The organism is Rhodoferax sp. (genome assembly GCF_018780565.1).
Classification (GTDB): domain Bacteria; phylum Pseudomonadota; class Gammaproteobacteria; order Burkholderiales; family Burkholderiaceae_C; genus Rhodoferax.
The window spans coordinates 35,214-53,825 of the sequence record NZ_JADMJN010000006.1; the positions used below are offsets into that span (position 1 = coordinate 35,214).

Sequence of the window (18,612 nt, forward strand, 5' to 3'; positions counted from 1 at the left end):
GGACATGGACGATCTTTTTTCTGATGCCGTGCGGCAACTGCTGACCGACCGGTGCACTCCTGCGGTGGTTCGTCAGATCGAGGCTGGCGGTTCGCCCGTAGCGCTATGGCAGGACCTCGAGGCGGCGGGCTTTGCCGACGCTTTGGTGCCTGAAGCCCAGGGTGGCGCAGGCCTGAGTTTGACCGAGGTCTACCCGGTGCTGGAACTGTGCGGAGCCCATGCCGTGCCGGTGCCGCTGGCGGAGACCCTGCTGGCGCGCGCCGCGCTTGCCAGGGCAGGTGTCCCTATTCCAAAGGGTAGTATGGCCCTTGCCCGCGGCCGTTCAACTGACGCCGGCGGCTTGTGCTGCGACACAGTGCAGGGCGGACGTGTTGCCGACTGGGTGCTCGTGGCCATAGGTGGGCAAGGCGTCTTGCTGCCTGCAGCGCAGGCCGTCCAGACGCCGGCCAGCTTTGCCCTTGACGCGGGGCTGACCTGGACGCCCGCGCAAGTCACCGCTGTAGCGCCGCTGTCTGTAGCGCCAGACGTGCAACTGCTGCTGGCCTGCGCCAATGCGGCCCAGCTGGCGGGTGCGCTGCTGTCGGTGTTCAACCGCACCTTGCAATATGCCAATGACCGCAACCAGTTCGGCCGTCCCATCGGGAAGTTTCAGGCTATCCAGCACCAGCTCAGCGTGATGGCCGAGCAGACGTTCGCGGCCCGGATGGCGGCGCAGATCGGCTGCTGCTCGGTCACCAGCCAGCCGGAGCGCCTGCGCGTAGCCGTGGCCAAGGCCCGTACGAGCGAAGCCGTGGTCGAAGTGGCGGCGCTGAGTCATTCCATTCACGGCGCCATTGGCTTCACAGCTGAATTCGACCTGCAGCTTTTTACCCGCCGGCTTCACGCATGGCGCCAGGCCGGCGGCTCAGAGTCGTACTGGCACGACGTGGTGGGTGCTGAAGCGCTGGATCACCCTGGCCTGGCGCTGGACCTGATCCGCATCGCCACCGAGGTGGTCTGAATTAATTTTTTTGGAGATTGCTTTGACGACTTTTCTTAAAACCGACCGTGACGGCGCGATCCTGACGCTGACCATGAACCAGCCTGCCACCCGCAATGCCCTGACCGGTAACACGGCGGTGGAAGAATTTGTGCAGGTCTGCGAGGCCATCCGGCTCGATACCTCGATTCGCTGCGTCATCGTCACCGGCGAGGGGCCTGTGTTCTGCTCCGGCGGCAATGTGAAGGACATGCAGCGTTTTTTTACCCAGGATCTGTTGCCCGACGTAATCCGCGAGGAATACCGCAACGGCATCCAGCGCTTACCCAGGGCGCTTTACAACCTTGATGTGCCGGTAATCGCCGCTGTGAACGGCCCGGCCATCGGGGCCGGGCTGGACCTGACCTGCATGTGCGACATACGCATTGCTTCGGAAAACGCCACGTTTGCAGAGAGCTTCGTCAAGGTCGGCATCGTGCCTGGTGATGGCGGCGCCTGGCTGCTTCCGCGCGCGGTGGGCATGTCAAAAGCCTCCGAGATGGCTTTCACCGGCGAGGCGCTCACCGCGCAGGAGGCCCTGGCCTGCGGCTTGGTGTCACGCGTCGTGGCCCCCGAAGCTTTGATGGAATCGGCCCGCGCTTTGGCTCGCAAAATCACTGCAAACCCTGGTGCGGTGCTGCGAATGACAAAGCGATTGCTGCGCGAAGGCGAACGCAGCAGCCTGGAATCCCTGCTCGAAATCTCGGCCGGCTATCAGGCCATTGCGCACAAGACGGCGGCGCACAAGGAGGCGGTCATGTCGTTCGTGGAGAAGCGGGCACCCAGGTTCGAAGATTAACGACAGCATCCTCGCGCTTCATCGCAACCTTCGCGGCTAGGCGGTTCAGCGGCTCAGGGGACAGGCCGCTACCGGTTCGACGCGCTCAGTTTCTTCAGCTGGTACAGCGCATCCAGCGCATCACGCGGGCTGAGCGTGTCGGGGTCGATGGCCTGCAGTGCGGCCTCTACTGCGCTGGCCTCTGCGCTTTTCTCAGCAGGCGGCGCGGCAAACAGGTCTACCTGGGCGTGCGACTCTGACGCTTGCGCCTCCAGTGCTTCCAGCGTGTGCCGCGCCTGGTTCACCACGGTAGCGGGCATGCCGGCCAGGCGCGCCACCTGAATGCCGTAGCTGCGGTTGGCCGGGCCGGGCTGTATCTCATGTAAGAACACGATGTCGCGCCCGGATTCGGCGGCGCTTACGTGCACGTTGACGGCGGCATGGTGCTTGGCGGGGAATTCGGTCAGCTCAAAGTAGTGCGTGGCGAACAGGGTGTAGGCCTGGGTTTTGTCGTGCAGCTGGGTGGCTATGGCGCTGGCCAGTGCCAGCCCGTCAAAGGTACTGGTGCCGCGGCCAATCTCGTCCATCAGCACCAGCGAATTGGGCGTGGCGGCGTGCAGTATCTGCGCGCCCTCCAGCATTTCCAGCATGAAGGTGGACTGGGCGTTGGCCAGATCATCGGCGGCGCCAATGCGGGTGTGGATGGCGTCAATGGGTCCGAGGCGACAGGCCTGCGCGGGCACATAGCTGCCCATGCTGGCCAGCAGCACGATCACGGCAATCTGGCGCATGTAGGTGGACTTGCCGCCCATGTTGGGGCCGGTGATGATCTGCATGCGCTGTTTCGGGCCCAGGCGCGTGTCGTTGGCGATGAAGGCGCCACTGCTCAGCTCAGCCAGACGCGCCTGCACCACCGGGTGGCGGCCCTGGGTGATGTCCAGGCAGGGCTCTTTGACAAACTGCGGGGTGCACCAGTCCAGCGTGAGGGCGCGCTCGGCCAGGGCGCACAGGGCGTCCAGCGTGGCCAGGGCGCGCGCCAGTTGGGTGAGGGCGGGCACAAACACTTGCAGTTGGTCCAGCACCTGATCAAACAGCCATTTTTCCCGGGCCAGGGCGCGTTCCTGCGCACTCAGGGCCTTGTCTTCAAAAGCCTTGAGCTCGGGGGTGATGAAGCGCTCGGCGTTTTTCAGGGTCTGGCGGCGGCGGTAGTCGTCGGGCACCTTGTCGATCTGCCCTTGCGTGACCTCGATGAAGAAGCCATGCACCTTGTTGAACTGCACGCGCAGGTTGGCAATGCCGGTGCGGGCTTTTTCGCGCACCTCCAGGTCCAGCAGAAAGCTGTCGCAGTTGGTCTGGATGGCGCGCAGCTCGTCCAGCTCGGCATCGAAGCCGGTGGCAATCACGCCGCCGTCGCGCACCAGCACCGCGGGCTCGGTATCGATGGCGCGGGCCAGCAGCGTGGCGCAACCGGGGGGCGGCTGCAGGTTGCCGGATATTTGGGTCAAATAGGCCTCTAGCCCATGCAGAACGGGCGCAAGAAGCTCTGTTTTTTGTAGCGTCTGCTGCAGGGCGACGAGTTCGCGGGGGCGCACCTGGCGCAATGCAATGCGGGCGGTGATGCGTTCCACATCGGTACTGCCCTTGAGCTGCTCGCGCAGTTTCGCCCATGGCCCGCCGTGCGAGCCTGGTAGGCCACCGCTTTGCAGCGCGGCAATCGCACCCAGGCGCTGCTGGGCCTCCGTGCGGTCGCGCCGGGGCGACAGCAGCCAGCTTTTGAGCAGGCGGCTGCCCATGCCGGTCATGCAGGTGTCCAGCAAAGAGAACAGGGTGGGTGAGTCTTCGCCGCGCAGGGTTTGGGTCAGCTCCAGGTTGCGTCGGGTGGTTTGCGGCAGGTCGATGAGGTCGTCGTTGCGCTGCACGCGCACGCTGTGCACGTGGGTCAATGCCCGGCCCTGGGTGTGCTCGGCATAGCCCAGCAGGGCGGCAGCCGCTGCGTGGGCCTGGGGCAGGGCTTGCGCTTGCCAGGGGGTCAGGCTGGCGGCATTGAGCTGTGCCAGCAGGGTGCGTTCGCCCAGTGCGGCGTCGAACTGCCAGTCGGGACGCACGGTGATGGACATGGCCCCGGGGGTTGGCATGTGGCGCAACCGTGCCTCAAACGCGGGCGTGGCCCCCGCGCTGAAAATCAGCTCGCCCGGGCCAATGCGCGCCACCCACTCGGCCACCTCATCGGGCGCGCACTCGGCCAGGTGTACCTCGCCCTGCGTCAGGCTCAGCCAGGCCAGGCCGCAGCTGTTGCGCGGGCCCTGGTGCACCGAGAGCAGTAGCGATTCGGTTTTGTCGTTCAGCAGCTCCAGGTCGGTCAGCGTGCCGGGGGTGACCACACGCACCACCTTGCGCTCGACCGGGCCTTTGCCGGTGACTTCTCCCACCTGCTCGCAAATGGTCACCGATTCGCCCAGCTTGATGAGCCGGGCCAGGTAAGTCTCGATGGAGTGAAAGGGCACACCGGCCATCACCACCGGCTGCCCGGCCGACTGGCCGCGCTGGGTTAGGGTGATGTTGAGCAGGCGGGCGGCTTTTTCAGCGTCGGCAAAAAACAGCTCGTAAAAGTCGCCCATGCGGTAGAGCAACAGGGTGTCGGGGTGGTCCGCTTTGAGGCCCAGGTACTGGGCCATCATCGGGGTGTGTTGCTTGTCTGCGTCGATCATTGGGGGAAGTTTATCAACTTCGCCTGCAACGCCCCCCTGTTCGCACCTCCCCATCAGGCGAGACGCGGGGCACGGGAATGGCCTGGCGGTCTCCTTGACGATTGCTGATTATTGTCAAGGGGTGACTTGCGGCTGTGCTTATTCTGGATTCTTCAGATCCCGCATGGAGGTACCACATGAATCCAAAGACTTCAATCTTGTTGCTCTTGACGGCTGCTTTGTCATTGGGCTGTGCCGAGCTGCAATCCCTGGGCGGGAGCAAATACGGAGACACTTCTGGCGCCCTGGCAGGCCAGACGGACCGTGAGGGCACTGTCACGACCCTTGAGGTCATCAAGGTGGACGAGGATTTCAAGCTGGGCGTTGGCACGGCCATGGGAGCGGTAGCCGGTGGAATCCTGGGGTCGCAGATCGGCAGTGGATCAGGCTCCACCGTTGCCGGTGCCGCTGTGGGCGCTGCAGCCGGGACCTATGCTGAGAGCAAGCTGAAGAAGAAAGATGCCCAACGCGTGGTGGTGCAGATGAAAACCGGCGGCCAGTTGACCATCGTGCAGCCGATTGATGGGCGTCTTAAAAGCGGCATGAATGTCCGGATTGATGGCAGTGGCGACAGCGCACGGGTGCTGCCCCGCTAGCCATGATCGCCCGACGGATCGCCGCGGCCATTCTGCTGTGCCTGTTCGCAGTGGGTATGCAGGGTTGTCAGACCACCACTTCGGCAGGGGCCGTGGGTGCAGAGCGCAAGCAATTGCTGCTGGTTTCGTCAGAACAACTCGACGAGATGGCGGTGCAAAGCTACAGCAAGTTGAAAACCGATGCCGCCGCCCAGGGCGCGCTCAACACCGACAACGCCATGCTCCAGCGGGTTCGCGCCATAGCCGCCCGCCTGGCGCCGCAGACCCGGGTTTTTCGCAGCGATGCGCCGGGCTGGCATTGGGAGGTGAACGTGATCAACAGCAAGGAGCTTAATGCCTATTGCCTGCCTGGGGGCAAGATCATGTTCTATTCGGGCCTGATCCAGACCCTGAGTCTGAGCGACGATGAGATTGCCGTTGTCATGGGGCATGAAATTTCACACGCGCTTCGCGAGCACTCGAGAGAGCAGGTGTCGCGGGCCATTGCGGCGCAGACGGCCATTGATGTGGGCGCCGCCATGCTGGGTTTGGGCGAAGTGTCATCGGACATTGCGGCAATCGCCTACAAATCCCTGATCGCCACCCGATTCAGTCGCACCGACGAGAGTGAAGCCGATCGAATCGGCCTGGAGCTGATGGCGCGCGCCGGCTACGACCCGCGCGCCGGGGTCAGGCTGTGGCAAAAGATGGGCAAAGCCACCAGCACGGGCGGCATGCCGGAGTTCCTGAGCACCCATCCCACCGATTCAAGCCGTGTGCAGCAGATCGAGGCACTGCTGCCTGCGGTCATGCCCTTGTACACGGCTGCGCGTCGTGGGGGCTGAATGCATCGGTCGCTGGATGAAATCCGGCACTGTGGAAGATTCCGTCAATTGGAATGAGTAATTTGGCCATTGTCGCCATGGGACCCGCTGCCTAGACTCGGGCGGATGATCCGAAAGCTGCGCATGACCGAGTCCACGTCCACCCCTTCGCCGAACCCTGTTGCCAGTGGTGCACCCCTGCAGGGTGTGCGTGTGCTGGACCTGACCCGGCTGCTGCCCGGACCCATGTGCACCCTGCACCTGGGTGACCTGGGCGCGGATGTGATCAAGGTGGAGGACACCGGGGCGGGGGACTATGCCGCGCAGGCGGTGCGCACCCTGGTGAACCGCAACAAGCGCGCGATTCGCATTGACCTCAAGCAGCCCGGCGGCGTGGCGGTGCTGTTGCGCCTGTGCGAGACGGCCGATGTGCTGGTGGAAGGCTTTCGCCCCGGGGTGATGGAGCGCCTGGGTGTGGGCTATGCCGCTGTGGCGCGTGTCAATCCGCGCATCGTTTATTGCAGCCTGAGTGGTTATGGCCAGACCGGGCCTTACCGCGACGCAGCGGGGCATGACATCAATTACAGCGCTTATGCTGGCACAGCCGACCAGATGGGTAGTGACGCGCATGCGCTGGCTTTGTCCAACGTGCCGGTGGCCGATTTGCTGGGCGGAACCATGACCGCCGTCATGGGTATTTTGGCGGCGCTCTTTGACGCTGCGCGAACCGGTGCCGGGCGCCATGTGGATGTGGCCATTGCCGACGGCCTGCTCGCGCATGCCGTGATCCCTCTGGCCGCACTCAATGCGCATGGCCAGACCCTACCTGCCGGTGGCGACAAGCTCACCGGTGGCCTGCCCTGCTACGGGATGTACAAGACGCTGGATGTGCGTTTCGTGGCCGTGGGTGCGCTGGAGAAAAAGTTCTGGGACACATTCTGTGACCTGATCGACCGCGCGGACCTGAAGCCACACCATCAGCCCCCGGATCAGTCCCGGGCCGACTGGGTGCGTGGCGAGCTGGAGGCCTTGATCGGTGCGCAGCCGCTGGCGTATTGGACTGAAAAATTGCGGGGTTCGGATTGCTGCGTGACGCCAGTGCTCAAGCTGGAAGAGACCGTGGCCCATGAGCACTTTCTGGCGCGCAACATGGTGCTGCCCGGCACCACGGCGACTGGACAGCCTTTTGTGCAATGGGCCTGTCCGGTCCAGATGACAGGATTCCAGTTTGCGGTGCGGCATCCGGCTCCCGGACCGGGGCAGCACACCGGCGATATCCTGCGCCAGGCTGGCTATACCGCCGACGAAGCGCAGGTCTTGCTCGGGCAAGGGGCCGTGGCCTGAGCGGGGCGCAACCCATTAAACTGGCCTGATGTCGGCGCCGATTACCCACCACACGATTGCCATTGCGCAGGTGATCCTGATCCTGCAGGGGGCGCGCCAGCGCGGCATGGATATCAATGCCATCCTGCACCGGGCGGGCATTTCGCCGGCCCTGCTTGACGCGCCGCTGTCGCGGGTGACGCAAGCCCAGTATGCGACCTTGATCCTGGCATTGCGCCGCGTGACGCGCGATGAGCTGTGGGGCTTGTGCGGCCGCCCGCTCAAGCTGGGCAGCTTTGTTCAGTCCACCCGCCTGCTGGTGCACTGCCAGACCTTGGGCGAGGCGCTGCGCACGGGGTTTCGGTTCTATCACCTGATGCTGGATGATTTCATACCCCGTATGGCGGTAGACCAGGGGGTGGTGTCGGTAAGGCTGGTGTCAAAGGGCAAGCGCGATCCCATGCTGGCCTATGCCGAGCGCTCGTTCTGCTTTTTTACCTATGGCCTGGCATCGTGGCTGGTGGCGCGGCGTGTTCCCTTGCTGGATGTGATCTACCCCGAGGCCGATGTGCTGTATGCCACGGAAGCGGGTCGCCTGTTCCAGGCGCCCGTGCGTTACGAGCCGGACTGGATCGGGTTCAGGTTTGAGGCGCGCTGGCTGGATTTGCCGGTGGTGCAAAACACGCAGAGCCTGGCTGAGTTCTTGCAGCATGCGCCGGCCAACCTGCTGGTCAAGTACCGGGACCAGACCAGCCTGACCGAGCGTATCCGCCGCTTGCTGCGGCGCACGCTGGCGGGTGATTTGCCCTCCCTGGAGGCGGTGGGCCAGTCGCTGGCGATGACGCCGCAAACCCTGCGACGGCGTTTGCGCGACGAAGGGCAGGGCTACCAGTCGATCAAGGACGACTTGCGCCGCGACGTGGCCATTGAGTACCTTGGCCAGCCGGAACTGACCTTGCTGGATATTGCCAACCGGCTCGGTTTTTCTGAGGCCAGCACCTTTCACCGTGCCTTCAAAGGCTGGACCGGCCTTTCGCCCGGTGCTTACCGGCAGACGCAGCTTGGGGCCGACGGCGCGCCACGCGCTGGCTGATACTTTTCGCCAATCATTTTGGCGTTGCTGGTGATTGATCCGGGTCGTCATTGCGTCCAAACTTTGGTCCTGTGCACTACAACATTCAGGACCCCTTATGAGCAAGATGCAAAGAGCTGTACACGTCGTCGGTGTCGGCATGATTCCCTTCACCAAACCGGGTGCCAGCGACCCCTACACGGTCATGGGGGCCCGCGCGGCCAAGCTGGCGCTTGACGACGCGGGCGTCAACTATGCGGATGTCCAGCAGGCCTACGTCGGTTACGTCTACGGCGACTCCACCGCTGGACAGGCCGCGATTTACGGGGTGGGTCTGACCGGCATCCCGGTGTTCAATCTCAACAACAACTGCTCCACCGGGTCCAGCGCCCTGTTCCTGGCGCGCCAGGCGGTGGAGAGCGGCATGGTCGAGTGCGCGATCGCGCTGGGCTTTGACCAGATGGTGCCAGGGGCGCTGAAAGGCGCCTACGATGACCGTCCGTCGCCGATGGCGCGCTTTGCCGAGGTGATGGCCGCGCACCAGGGCTACTTGCCGGATACGCCCCGGGCGGCCCAGTTTTTTGGGGGCGCAGGTCGCGACTACATGAAGGAATACGGCATCCGGCCCGACACGTTTGGCCGTATCTCGGTCAAGGCCCGTCAGCACGCGGCACGCAATCCCCTGGCGGTGTTTCGCCAGACACTTACCCTGGACGAGGTCATGGCATCGCCCACGGTGTTTGATCCCTTGACCCGTTACCAGTGCTGCCCGCCCACCTGCGGCGCGGCTGCCGCCATCGTGTGTTCAGCCGACTTTGCGCGCAAGCACAAGCTTGACATGCGCGTGGTCATAGCGGCCCAGGCCATGACCACCGATACCGCCAGCACTTTCGATACTGCAGACATGCGCAAGGTGGTGGGCTACGACATGAGTGCTGCCGCTGCTGCGCAGGTCTACGAGGCTGCTGCCATTGGCCCGCAGGATCTGGATGTGGTGGAGATGCACGACTGCTTCACCGCCAACGAACTGATCACCTACGAAGCCCTGGGTCTGACACCGCCCGGCACCGCTGAAAAGTTCATTGTGGAGGGCGACAACACCTATGGCGGGCGCATTGTGACCAATCCATCGGGCGGCCTGCTTTCCAAGGGGCATCCCCTGGGCGCCACCGGCTTGGCGCAGTGCGCCGAATTGGTGTGGCAATTGCGGGGGCAGGCCGAGCAGCGCCAGGTAGAAGGCGCACGGCTGGCGCTGCAGCACAACCTGGGTCTGGGGGGCGCTTGCGTGGTGACCCTGTACCAGGCAGTTTGAGGAGCCCACCCCATGATTGACAAGCGTTTCATCGGCCACACGATGCCGGAGTTCAGCACCACCGTGGAGGCAGGTCGCCTGCGCTTCTTCGCCAAGGCCATCGGACAGACCGACCCGATTTACAGCGATGAGGCTGCCGCACGGGCGGCTGGCCATCCGGGGCTGCCGGTGCCGCCCACTTTTTTGTTTTGTCTGGAGATGGAGTCACCCGACCCCGCGGCCATTCGCAATTTGCTGGGCATGGACTTTCGCACTCTTTTGCATGGCGAGCAGGGCTTCACCCACCATGCGATGGCCTACGCGGGCGATACGCTGACCTTCACACAGCGCATCAATGACATTTACGAGAAAAAGGGTGGTGCGCTGGAATTCGTCGAGCGCAAGACCAGCGTGGTCAACCAGCGGGAAGAGCTGGTGGCGGAGTTGCGCTGTGTGACCGTCATCCGTAACGTGAGGGCAGCATGACCATGGCTACGACACTGAAATTTGACAGCATTCAGGTGGGCGATAGCTTGCCCTCGTTTGAGACGCCCCCCATTTCGCGGCTGGCGCTGGCGTTGTACTGCGGCGCCTCGGGCGATCACAACCCGGTGCACGTTGACATCGATTTCGCCAAAGCCGCAGGGCTGCCCGATGTGTTTGCGCACGGCATGTTGTCCATGGCCTGGCTGGGCCGCGTGCTGACCAACTGGGCTCCACAGACCGCACTGCGGGACTACAGCGTGCGCTTTGCCGCCATCACCCAGGTGGGTGAGCGCATCACCTGTGCGGGCAAGGTCGTGGAAAAGCTGGAGCGACATGGCGAGCGCTGTGTCCGTGTGGCCTTGTCGACGGCCAACCAGGATGGCGTGGTGAAGCTGGCGGGCGAAGCCCTGATTGCGCTGGAATAACTCTTTGAACAGGATTGACAAATGAATCGAAAACTCGAACACAAGGTCGCGCTCATCTCCGGCTCCGGACGTGGCATTGGACGGCAGATTGCGCTCAAGCTGGCCAGCGAGGGTGCGCGTGTGGTGATCAATGACCTGGACGCTGCACCGGCGCAGCAGACCGTGGCCGACATTCTGGCTGGCGGTGGTCAGGCTGTGGCCTGCATTGGCAGCGTCACCGACGCCGACTTTGGCACCCGCTTTGTGAAGCAGGCGCTGGACAGCTTTGGCGGCATTGACATCATTGTCAATAACGCAGGCTACACCTGGGACAACGTGGTGCAGAAGATGAGCGACGAGCAGTGGGAAGCCATGCTGGCGGTGCACCTCACGGCGCCGTTTCGCATCCTGCGCGCGGCATCGGCCTTTATCCGCGATGCCGCCAAGAAAGAGGCTGATGCGGGCCAGACGGTGTTTCGCAAGGTGGTCAATATCTCTTCAACCTCGGGTGTTTACGGCAATGCGGGGCAGGCAAATTACGCGGCGGCCAAGGCCGGCATCAACGGCCTGACCAAGGCCATGGCGAAGGAATGGGGCCGCTACAAAGTCAATGTCAACAGCGTTGCCTTCGGCCTGATCATGACGCGCCTGACAGAAGCCGCGGCGGACGCCGACGCCAAAATCGATATTGCGGGTCAGCAGATCAAGGTGGGTGTCAATCCGCAGGTGCTCAAAAATGCCGAGGCACTGATTCCGCTGGGGCGCGGTGGCACGCCCGAAGAAGCGGCGGGTGCGGTTTACATGTTCTGCATCCCGGAGTCCAACTATGTCAGCGGACAAGTCCTTGTGTGTGGAGGCGGTCGTCCATGAACCAGCCCCAACGCCCCTGGATGGATGCTGACCTGGACATGCTGCGCGATACCGCGCGCAAGTTCTTCGAGCGCGAGTGCGTGCCACACCATGCCCGCTGGGCAGGGCAGGGCCATGCCGATCGCGAAATCTGGACCAAGGCGGGGCAGGCCGGGCTGCTGTGCGCCAGCATTCCCGAGGCGTATGGCGGCGGCGGTGGCAGCTTTCTGCACGAGGCGGTCATCTGTGAAGAGCAGGCCGGCGCCATGGTGGGCGCATTCAGCAACAGCGTGCACAGTGGCATCGTGGCGCACTACCTGCTTGCCTACGGCACCGAGGCTCAGAAGCAGCGCTGGTTGCCGCGCATGGCACAAGGGGACCTGGTGGCCGCCATCGCCATGAGCGAGCCCGGCGCTGGCACCGACCTGCAGCGCATCAAGACCAGCGCCGCGCGTGAAGGTGAGGAGTTTGTGATCAATGGCTCCAAGACCTTCATCACCAACGGCCTGCATGCCAATCTGATTTGTGTGGCGGTCAAGACCAATGCGACGGTCGGTGCCAAAGGCGTCTCGCTGGTGATGATCGAAACCGACGGTTTGCAGGGCTTTCGCCGGGGCCGTTTGCTTGACAAGCTGGGCCAGAAAACGCTGGATACCGTGGAACTGTTTTTTGATTCGATGCGTGTGCCGGTGGACAACCTGCTGGGGGGCGAAGAAGGCAAGGGGTTTGCCCAGCTGATGCAACAGCTTCCGCAGGAGCGGCTGCTGATCGCCGTGGGCGCCGTTGCGACCATGCACCGCGCCATTGAGGAAACCCGAACCTACGTGCGCCAGCGCGAGGTGTTCGGCAAGCCGTTGATGGCGATGCAGAACACCCGATTCAAGCTGGCTGAGTGCCATACCCAGGCCACTGTGGCACGCAGCTTTGTGGACGATTGCATTGCGCGGCTGCTTCGCGGCGAGCTGGACATACCGACCGCCGCGATGGCCAAGTGGTGGACGACCGACACCAACTGCCGCATCGTCGATGAGTGCCTGCAGCTGTTTGGCGGCTACGGCTACATGATGGAATACCCGATTGCACGCCTGTACGCCGATGTGCGCGTGAGCAAGATTTATGGCGGTGCCAACGAGGTGATGAAAGAAATCGTTGCCCGTGCCATGGATCGCTGAGGCAGGGACACGACACATGCCAGTCCTTCACCATCGTTTCTGGCCCAAGGGCATCCCGCATGACGTTCGGGTGCCTGCGGTCACACTGACTCACTACCTGGAGGTGGCGGCGCAGCGTTACCCGGACAAGCCTGCGGTCCTGTATTGCGGCGCTGTGCTGAGCTATGCGGCCCTGAAGGCCCAGGTTGATGCCATGGCGGCCTATCTCCAGCAGCGCCTGGCCGTGCAGCGGGGCGACCGCGTGCTGCTGATGAGCCAGAACTGCCCGCAGTTCGTGATTGCGTATTTTGCTGTTTTGCGGGCCGGTGCGGCTGTGGTGCCGGTCAACCCGATGAGCACCACCCCCGAGATTCGCTACTACCTGGCTGACAGCGGTGCCCGGGTGGCTTTTGTGGCGCAAGATCTTCTGGCGCAGGTCTTGCCCTGCACGGTGGCGAACCAGCCTGACGGTCTGGATGGCGTGGTGGTGCATGCCTACAGTGACGGCCTGTCCGGGCAAAGTTCCGATGAGATACCCGATTGGGTGCGGCTTGCCCGCCAGCCCCTGCCCAGCAGCGTATGCCACGGGTTTGAAGATGCCCTGGCACTGCGTCTGCAGCCTGGCGACGACATGGGCATGCCTGATGACCTGGCGGTGCTGCCTTACACCTCGGGCACGACGGGCCACCCCAAGGGCTGTGTGCATACCCATGCGACGGTATTGGCATCGAATGTCGCCTCGCAGGTCTGGAAAAATCTCAACGTTGATTCGGTTTTTCTCTGTGTGGCGCCGCTGTTCCATATGCTGGGCATGCAAAACGGCATGAATGTGCCCATCACGCTGGGCGCCACCACCGTGATGATGCCGCGCTGGAACCCGGTGCTTGCATTGCGTTTGCTGGAGCGCCACCGCGTCACGGCCTGGACCGCGCCCCCGGCCATGGTGATTGACCTGTTTGCCCAGCCCGAGGCGATGCAGCGTGACCTGTCCAGTCTGTGCCTGCTTTCCGGCGGTGGTGCGGCCATGCCCGAGGCCGTGGCCACCATGCTGTCGGAGCGCTTTGGCCTGGTCTACAACGAGGCCTATGGTTTGTCGGAAACGGCTGCTTTTTTGCATGCCAACCCGTTGGCGCGTGGCAAGCGTCAGTGCCTGGGGATGCCCACCCAGGGTGTGGACTCGCGCATTGTCGATCCGGTGACGCTGCAGGAGTTGCCGCAGGGTGAAGTGGGCGAGCTGATTACCCATGGCCCACAGGTCATGAGCGGCTATTGGCGCAACGAAGAGGCCAATCGCAGCACGTTCGTCGATATCGATGGCAAGCGCTATCTGCGCACAGGCGATCTGGCTTATGTGGATGAAGAGGGCTACTTCTTCATGCGCGACCGGCTCAAACGCATGATCAATGCCTCCGGCTTCAAGGTCTGGCCGGCCGAGGTGGAAAGCGCCATGTATGAGCATCCTGCCATCCACGAAGCCTGCGTGATTGCCGTGGACGATGCCCACCGGGGCGAGACGGTCAAGGCGCTGGTGGTTCTCAAGCCCGGCCAGCGTGGCCAGGTGTCCGAACAGGACATCATCGACTGGAGCCGCCAGCGTATGGCGGTCTACAAGGCACCGCGCATCGTCGAGTTTCTGGACAGCTTGCCCAAGTCGGGCACGGGAAAAATTCTGTGGCGGGAGTTGCAGGAGGCGCAGCGTGCCGCCGTGGTGCCGGCCTGACGGCTTCAGAGTTTCGGGTGATCAGGATGCAAAGGGATTTTCATGGAGATGAATGATTTCAAGGGCCAGGCCGTCTTCGTGGCAGGTGGCAGCAGTGGCATCAATCTGGGCATTGCCAAGGCATTTGCAGCCCGCGGTGCGAGTGTGGCCATCGTCAGCCGCTCATCCGAGCGGGTGGCCGGCGCCGTGGCCGAACTGCGCGCCTTGGCGCTGCCCGGGGCGCGCATCGAAGGTTACAGCGCCGACGTGCGCGATGCCGAGGCCATTGCTGCGGCGCTGGCCCAGGCCCATGCGGCGATAGGCGACTTCGATGTGCTGATTTCCGGCGCGGCCGGCAACTTTGTGGCACCTGCCCTGGGTATGTCGGCCAAGGGCTTTCGCACCGTGATCGACATCGATCTCAATGGCACCTTCCACGTGCTGCGCGGGGCGCATGAGTTCCTGCGAAAGCCCGGTGCCAGTGTGATCAGCATTTCCGCGCCGCAGGCCTACAACCCGACCATGTACCAGGCCCATGTGTGTGCCGCCAAAGCCGGGGTGGACATGCTCACCCGTGTGCTGGCCATGGAGTGGGGGCCGCAGGGCATTCGGGTCAACTCGATCGTGCCCGGGCCGATCGGTGACACGGAGGGTGTGCGGCGCCTGGCGCCCACGCCGGAGGCCCAGATGCGCATGGCCGCCACGGTGCCGCTGCGGCGCATGGGGACCACCCAGGAGATCGCCGATATGGCGCTGTTCCTGAGTTCGGGCCGTGCCCAGTTTGTCACCGGGGCCGTGATCCCGGTTGACGGGGGCAGTTCGCTCCATGGCGGGCGTGATCTGGGTGCCGCAGTGGCCATGCAGTAGGGGCCAGGGATGGACTGCAGACGCAACCGACGCCACGTATTCGGATTTCCCGAAGCCCTGATTCTGAAATGAAAGATTGCGAACATGCCCGCCTGCCACGAAGATGCGAAGCCATGAGCAAGCGGGACTCTGGCGCAGCTGTGCCAGCCTGGATAAATTCAAGAAATGCACAATGAACGACTTTAAAACGATTCGCTTTTCCATTCTGGATCAGGTTGGAACGCTGACGCTGGACAACCCGGCCAAACGCAATGCACTGGACCCTGCCATGCGGGAGGAAATCGCCCAGGTCGTGACGCATGTGCGGCGTGAGCGCGATATCCGTGCGCTGATCATCACCGGTGCCAATGGTCATTTCTGTTCCGGCGGCGACCTGCGCAACATTGCCACCGTGGGCCTGGACAACCAGGGTTGGCGCAATCGTCTGCAGGACCTGCACGGCTGGCTGCAGGAACTGCTGACGCTGGATCGCCCGGTCATTGCCGCGGTGGACGGTGCGGCTGCAGGGGCGGGCTTCAGTCTGGCCCTGTCGGCCGACTTTGTGCTGGCCACGCCGCGGGCGAGATTTTGCATGTCGTTCATGAAAGTGGGCCTGGTGCCGGACTGCGGCGCGTTTTATACCCTGCCACGCATCGTGGGTGTGCAGCGCGCCAAGGAGCTGATGCTGTCAGCCCGCGATATCGAGGCGGCCGAGGCCCTGCAACTGGGATTGGCCATGGAGCTGCACGCGCCAGAAGACCTGTTGCCTCGGGCCCAGGCGATGGCGGCCAGCTTTGTCAATGCCTCACCCGTGGCGATCAGTCTGGTGAAGCGCACGCTGGCGGGCTGGGGTGGTGATTTGTCCACGATGCTGGAACTGGAGGCCAACGCACAGGCCCTGGCCATGGGTACGGCGGATCACCGCACGGCGGTGAGCCGTTTTGTCAACAAGGAGTCGGCCCTGTTCCAGTGGCCCGGCAAAGGCTCCTAGCCCTTAATTTCAATCAAAAGAGGAAAACCGAATGAGCAACAACACGCGCATGGTCAACGGCAAGGTCGTGGTGGTTACCGGTGCCGGTGGCGGGATTGGCCGCGATATTGCGCTGGCCATGGCCAGCGAGGGCGCGAAAGTGGTGGTCAATGACATCGGCGCATCGGTCTCGGGCGAGGGCAGCAACGCCGGCCCCGCGCAGGCCGTGGTCGATGAGATCAAGGCGCTGGGTGGTGAGGCTGTGGCCAACACCGACAGCGTGTCGGAGGCGGCCAGTGCCGGACGCATCATCCAGACGGCACTGGATACGTTTGGGCGTATCGACGTGGTGGTCAATAACGCGGGCATCCTGCGCGACCGATTTTTTCACAAGATGAGCGTGGACGAGTGGGATGCTGTGATCAAGGTGCACCTGTACGGCGCCTTCCATGTCAGCCGCGCTGCTGCGCCCCATTTCAAGGAGCAGGGGTCGGGCAACTACATCCATATGACATCCACCTCGGGTCTGATCGGCAATTTTGGCCAGGCCAACTATGCGGCGGCCAAGCTGGGGGTGGCTGCGCTGTCCAAATCCATCGCGGTGGACATGGAGAAGTTCAATGTGCGTTCCAACTGCATCGCTCCCTTCGCCTGGAGCCGCATGATCGGCTCCATTCCCACCGACACGCCTGAGGAGCAGGCCCGTGTGGACCGCATCAAGCAGATGACCCCGGCCAAGATCGCGCCTTTGGTCGTGTGCCTGGCCAGCGATGAATCCAGCTACGCCAATGGCCAGATCTTTGCGGTACGCAACAACGAAATCTTTCTCATGAGCCAGCCGCGCCCGGTGCGCTCGGTGCATCGCAGCGAGGGCTGGACACCGGAGTCGGTGGCGAGCCATGCCTTGCCCGCATTGAAGGCCATGTTTTATCCATTGGACCGTTCGGGTGATGTGTTCACCTGGGACCCGATCTGAGGAAGGAGCAGAAAACCATGACCGACACCCATGCAATCAGCGGCATACATGCCCGGCATCAGGCTGAACTGGATCGCGGCCGCTTTGTGATCCAGCGCTGTGGAGCGTGTCACCAGCACGTGTATTTTCCGCGCGAAATCTGTCCGCATTGTGGCAGTCAGAATCTTGCCTTTGTCGCGCCGCAGGGGCTGGGGACTGTGTATGCCGTGACCACGGTGCGTCGCAAAGCCGACGCGGGCGGCGATTACAACGTCTCGTTGATTGACCTGGACGAGGGTGTTCGCCTGATGAGCCGTGTCGACAACCTGGCTCCTGGCGAGGTGCAAATTGACCAGCGCGTGAAGGCGCGCGTGCAACTCATCGAAGGCCGTGGTGTGGTGATGTTTGATGCTGTGCAAGGAGGTGCTGCATGAGTGCCGCCTTGAAGTCCCTGCGGGGCAGTGCCGTGATCGCTGGTGTGGCCACCTTTGGCTGCGGCGAGACGCCTGGCTTCACCGACATGGAGCTGCTGGCCCGTGCGGCCCATGCCGCCGTGGCCGATGCCGGCTTGAAGATGAGCGATATCGACGGCCTGTGCACCGCCAGCGTCGCCTCCACCATGTGGCCAATGCCCGTGATCGAGCACCTGGGCCTGAATCCGCGTTACATCGACGGCACCATGCTGGGCGGCTCCAGCTTCATTGCCCACCTTTTGCCCGCGATGCACGCGCTGCAGTCGGGGCAGTGCCATGCCGTGTTGGTCTGCTACGGCAGCGCCCAGCGTTCCGGCGCCTTCAGTCGCGCCGAAATTGCACGGGCGCGCAAGTTTCTGGACCCGCAACCCCATGAGACGCCGTACGAGCCGATGATGCCGGCCTCGGCCTATGCACTGGTAGCCTCGCGCCACATGCACCAGTTCGGCACGACCCGCCGCGACCTGGCTGAAGTGGCCGTTGCCGCGCGGGCATGGGCCCGGCTCAACCCGGAAGCTTTCATGCGCGACCCCTTGAGCATTGACGACGTGCTGGCAGCGCGCATGGTGTCAGACCCCTTGTCGGTGCGCGATTGCTGCCTGGTCACCGACGGTGGCGGCGCCTATGTGCTGGTGCGTGCCGACCGGGCGCGTGATCTCGCCAAAAAGCCGGTCTATGTGCTGGGCAATGCCACTACGGTGTGGAATCGCCAGATATCGAGCATGGCCGACCTCACCGTCACCGGGGCCAGCCAGTCCGGCCGCGAGGCCTATGCCATGGCGGGCCTGTCAGCCAGGGACATGCACGTGGCCCAGCTTTACGACGCTTTCACCATCAACACACTCTTGTTTCTGGAGGACCTGGGCTTTTGCAAAAAGGGCGAGGGCGCCGCCTTTGTGCAGAACGGCGGTATCGCGCCAGGTGGACACCTGCCGGTCAACACCAATGGGGGCGGCTTGTCGTGCGTTCATCCCGGCATGTACGGCATCTTCGCCCTGATTGAGGCGGTGCGCCAGCTGCGCGGTGATTGCGGTGAACGCCAGGTGGCCGGTGCCGCCACGGCCCTGGCCCATGGCAACGGCGGCACGCTGTCGAGCCAGTCCACGGCCATTCTGGGCACCGCAGACGCCCTTTGAACACAAAGAAATGAA

Annotated in this window: 18 protein-coding genes; 17 read left to right on the forward strand and 1 reads right to left on the reverse strand. The window is 63.5% G+C overall.

The features are described from left to right. The first annotated feature begins 4 nt into the window (after positions 1–4). Together IV109_RS10595 and IV109_RS10600 are read left to right on the forward strand one after the other, a co-directional pair. Positions 5–1,000, forward strand: coding sequence for an acyl-CoA dehydrogenase (locus IV109_RS10595; protein ID WP_296695899.1), 996 nt, complete (start codon positions 5–7; stop codon positions 998–1,000). Positions 1,001–1,022: 22 nt separating this feature from the next. Next, the gene (locus IV109_RS10600; RefSeq protein ID WP_296695902.1) at positions 1,023–1,817 is read left to right on the forward strand and encodes a crotonase/enoyl-CoA hydratase family protein; all 795 of its coding nucleotides are present in this window, start codon (positions 1,023–1,025) and stop codon (positions 1,815–1,817) included. Between the two features lie 68 nt (positions 1,818–1,885). Here IV109_RS10600 and mutS read toward each other — a convergent pair whose 3' ends face one another. Continuing rightward, positions 1,886–4,504, reverse strand: a complete 2,619-nt coding sequence (gene mutS / locus IV109_RS10605) for a DNA mismatch repair protein MutS (protein WP_296695907.1) — start codon at positions 4,502–4,504, stop codon at positions 1,886–1,888. A gap of 176 nt (positions 4,505–4,680) precedes the next feature. Between mutS and IV109_RS10610 the strand changes: the two genes are divergently transcribed. From IV109_RS10610 to IV109_RS10680, 15 genes are all read left to right on the forward strand, one after another. Further along, positions 4,681–5,139: a glycine zipper 2TM domain-containing protein gene (locus IV109_RS10610; RefSeq protein WP_296695909.1), complete on the forward strand. Its 459-nt coding sequence runs from the start codon at positions 4,681–4,683 to the stop codon at positions 5,137–5,139. Between the two features lie 2 nt (positions 5,140–5,141). Next, positions 5,142–5,963 (forward strand): M48 family metallopeptidase, encoded by an 822-nt coding sequence (locus IV109_RS10615; protein WP_296695912.1) that lies wholly within the window; start codon positions 5,142–5,144, stop codon positions 5,961–5,963. A 123-nt stretch (positions 5,964–6,086) separates the two neighbouring features. Continuing rightward, positions 6,087–7,286, forward strand: coding sequence for a CaiB/BaiF CoA-transferase family protein (locus tag IV109_RS10620; protein WP_296696070.1), 1,200 nt, complete (start codon positions 6,087–6,089; stop codon positions 7,284–7,286). Between the two features lie 28 nt (positions 7,287–7,314). Beyond that, positions 7,315–8,358 carry an AraC family transcriptional regulator gene (locus IV109_RS10625; RefSeq protein WP_296695915.1) on the forward strand — a complete coding sequence of 348 codons (1,044 nt, stop codon included), beginning with the start codon at positions 7,315–7,317 and terminating at the stop codon, positions 8,356–8,358. Positions 8,359–8,464: 106 nt separating this feature from the next. Beyond that, entirely contained in the window at positions 8,465–9,649 is a 1,185-nt protein-coding gene (locus IV109_RS10630; RefSeq protein ID WP_296696072.1) for a lipid-transfer protein, read from the forward strand. A gap of 12 nt (positions 9,650–9,661) precedes the next feature. Next, entirely contained in the window at positions 9,662–10,114 is a 453-nt protein-coding gene (locus IV109_RS10635) for a MaoC family dehydratase N-terminal domain-containing protein (RefSeq protein ID WP_296695917.1), read from the forward strand. A gap of 2 nt (positions 10,115–10,116) precedes the next feature. Next, positions 10,117–10,539: a MaoC family dehydratase gene (locus tag IV109_RS10640; RefSeq protein ID WP_296696076.1), complete on the forward strand. Its 423-nt coding sequence runs from the start codon at positions 10,117–10,119 to the stop codon at positions 10,537–10,539. Positions 10,540–10,560: 21 nt separating this feature from the next. Then, positions 10,561–11,388 (forward strand): SDR family oxidoreductase, encoded by an 828-nt coding sequence (locus IV109_RS10645; RefSeq protein WP_296695921.1) that lies wholly within the window; start codon positions 10,561–10,563, stop codon positions 11,386–11,388. Then, positions 11,385–12,539: an acyl-CoA dehydrogenase family protein gene (locus IV109_RS10650; RefSeq protein WP_296695924.1), complete on the forward strand. Its 1,155-nt coding sequence runs from the start codon at positions 11,385–11,387 to the stop codon at positions 12,537–12,539. The genes IV109_RS10645 and IV109_RS10650 overlap by 4 nt, the downstream gene beginning before the upstream one ends. A 16-nt stretch (positions 12,540–12,555) precedes the next feature. Beyond that, positions 12,556–14,238 carry a long-chain-fatty-acid--CoA ligase gene (locus tag IV109_RS10655; RefSeq protein WP_296695926.1) on the forward strand — a complete coding sequence of 561 codons (1,683 nt, stop codon included), beginning with the start codon at positions 12,556–12,558 and terminating at the stop codon, positions 14,236–14,238. Positions 14,239–14,280: 42 nt separating this feature from the next. Beyond that, positions 14,281–15,084, forward strand: a complete 804-nt coding sequence (locus IV109_RS10660; protein ID WP_296695929.1) for an SDR family oxidoreductase — start codon at positions 14,281–14,283, stop codon at positions 15,082–15,084. 172 nt (positions 15,085–15,256) lie between these two features. Further along, positions 15,257–16,054 (forward strand): enoyl-CoA hydratase/isomerase family protein, encoded by a 798-nt coding sequence (locus IV109_RS10665; protein WP_296695932.1) that lies wholly within the window; start codon positions 15,257–15,259, stop codon positions 16,052–16,054. 49 nt (positions 16,055–16,103) lie between these two features. After that, a complete protein-coding gene (locus IV109_RS10670; RefSeq protein WP_296696080.1) occupies positions 16,104–17,009 on the forward strand; it encodes an SDR family NAD(P)-dependent oxidoreductase in 906 nt (301 codons plus the stop codon). Between the two features lie 17 nt (positions 17,010–17,026). Beyond that, a complete protein-coding gene (locus tag IV109_RS10675) occupies positions 17,027–17,422 on the forward strand; it encodes an OB-fold domain-containing protein (protein WP_296695935.1) in 396 nt (131 codons plus the stop codon). Continuing rightward, positions 17,419–18,597: a thiolase gene (locus IV109_RS10680; RefSeq protein ID WP_296695938.1), complete on the forward strand. Its 1,179-nt coding sequence runs from the start codon at positions 17,419–17,421 to the stop codon at positions 18,595–18,597. Before IV109_RS10675 ends, IV109_RS10680 begins: the two co-directional genes overlap by 4 nt. Positions 18,598–18,612 lie beyond the last annotated feature (15 nt).

Coding starts and splice junctions, on each gene's coding strand:
- IV109_RS10665 (WP_296695932.1), top strand. CDS start 15,257: ATGAACGACTTTAAAACGATTCGCTTTTCCATTCTGGATCAGGTTGGA.
- IV109_RS10620 (WP_296696070.1), top strand. CDS start 6,087: ATGACCGAGTCCACGTCCACCCCTTCGCCGAACCCTGTTGCCAGTGGT.
- IV109_RS10630 (WP_296696072.1), top strand. CDS start 8,465: ATGCAAAGAGCTGTACACGTCGTCGGTGTCGGCATGATTCCCTTCACC.
- IV109_RS10655 (WP_296695926.1), top strand. CDS start 12,556: ATGCCAGTCCTTCACCATCGTTTCTGGCCCAAGGGCATCCCGCATGAC.
- IV109_RS10610 (WP_296695909.1), top strand. CDS start 4,681: ATGAATCCAAAGACTTCAATCTTGTTGCTCTTGACGGCTGCTTTGTCA.
- IV109_RS10660 (WP_296695929.1), top strand. CDS start 14,281: ATGGAGATGAATGATTTCAAGGGCCAGGCCGTCTTCGTGGCAGGTGGC.
- IV109_RS10625 (WP_296695915.1), top strand. CDS start 7,315: ATGTCGGCGCCGATTACCCACCACACGATTGCCATTGCGCAGGTGATC.
- IV109_RS10640 (WP_296696076.1), top strand. CDS start 10,117: ATGGCTACGACACTGAAATTTGACAGCATTCAGGTGGGCGATAGCTTG.
- IV109_RS10680 (WP_296695938.1), top strand. CDS start 17,419: ATGAGTGCCGCCTTGAAGTCCCTGCGGGGCAGTGCCGTGATCGCTGGT.
- IV109_RS10670 (WP_296696080.1), top strand. CDS start 16,104: ATGGTCAACGGCAAGGTCGTGGTGGTTACCGGTGCCGGTGGCGGGATT.
- IV109_RS10675 (WP_296695935.1), top strand. CDS start 17,027: ATGACCGACACCCATGCAATCAGCGGCATACATGCCCGGCATCAGGCT.
- mutS (WP_296695907.1), bottom strand. CDS start 4,504: ATGATCGACGCAGACAAGCAACACACCCCGATGATGGCCCAGTACCTG.
- IV109_RS10595 (WP_296695899.1), top strand. CDS start 5: ATGGACGATCTTTTTTCTGATGCCGTGCGGCAACTGCTGACCGACCGG.
- IV109_RS10645 (WP_296695921.1), top strand. CDS start 10,561: ATGAATCGAAAACTCGAACACAAGGTCGCGCTCATCTCCGGCTCCGGA.
- IV109_RS10650 (WP_296695924.1), top strand. CDS start 11,385: ATGAACCAGCCCCAACGCCCCTGGATGGATGCTGACCTGGACATGCTG.
- IV109_RS10615 (WP_296695912.1), top strand. CDS start 5,142: ATGATCGCCCGACGGATCGCCGCGGCCATTCTGCTGTGCCTGTTCGCA.
- IV109_RS10635 (WP_296695917.1), top strand. CDS start 9,662: ATGATTGACAAGCGTTTCATCGGCCACACGATGCCGGAGTTCAGCACC.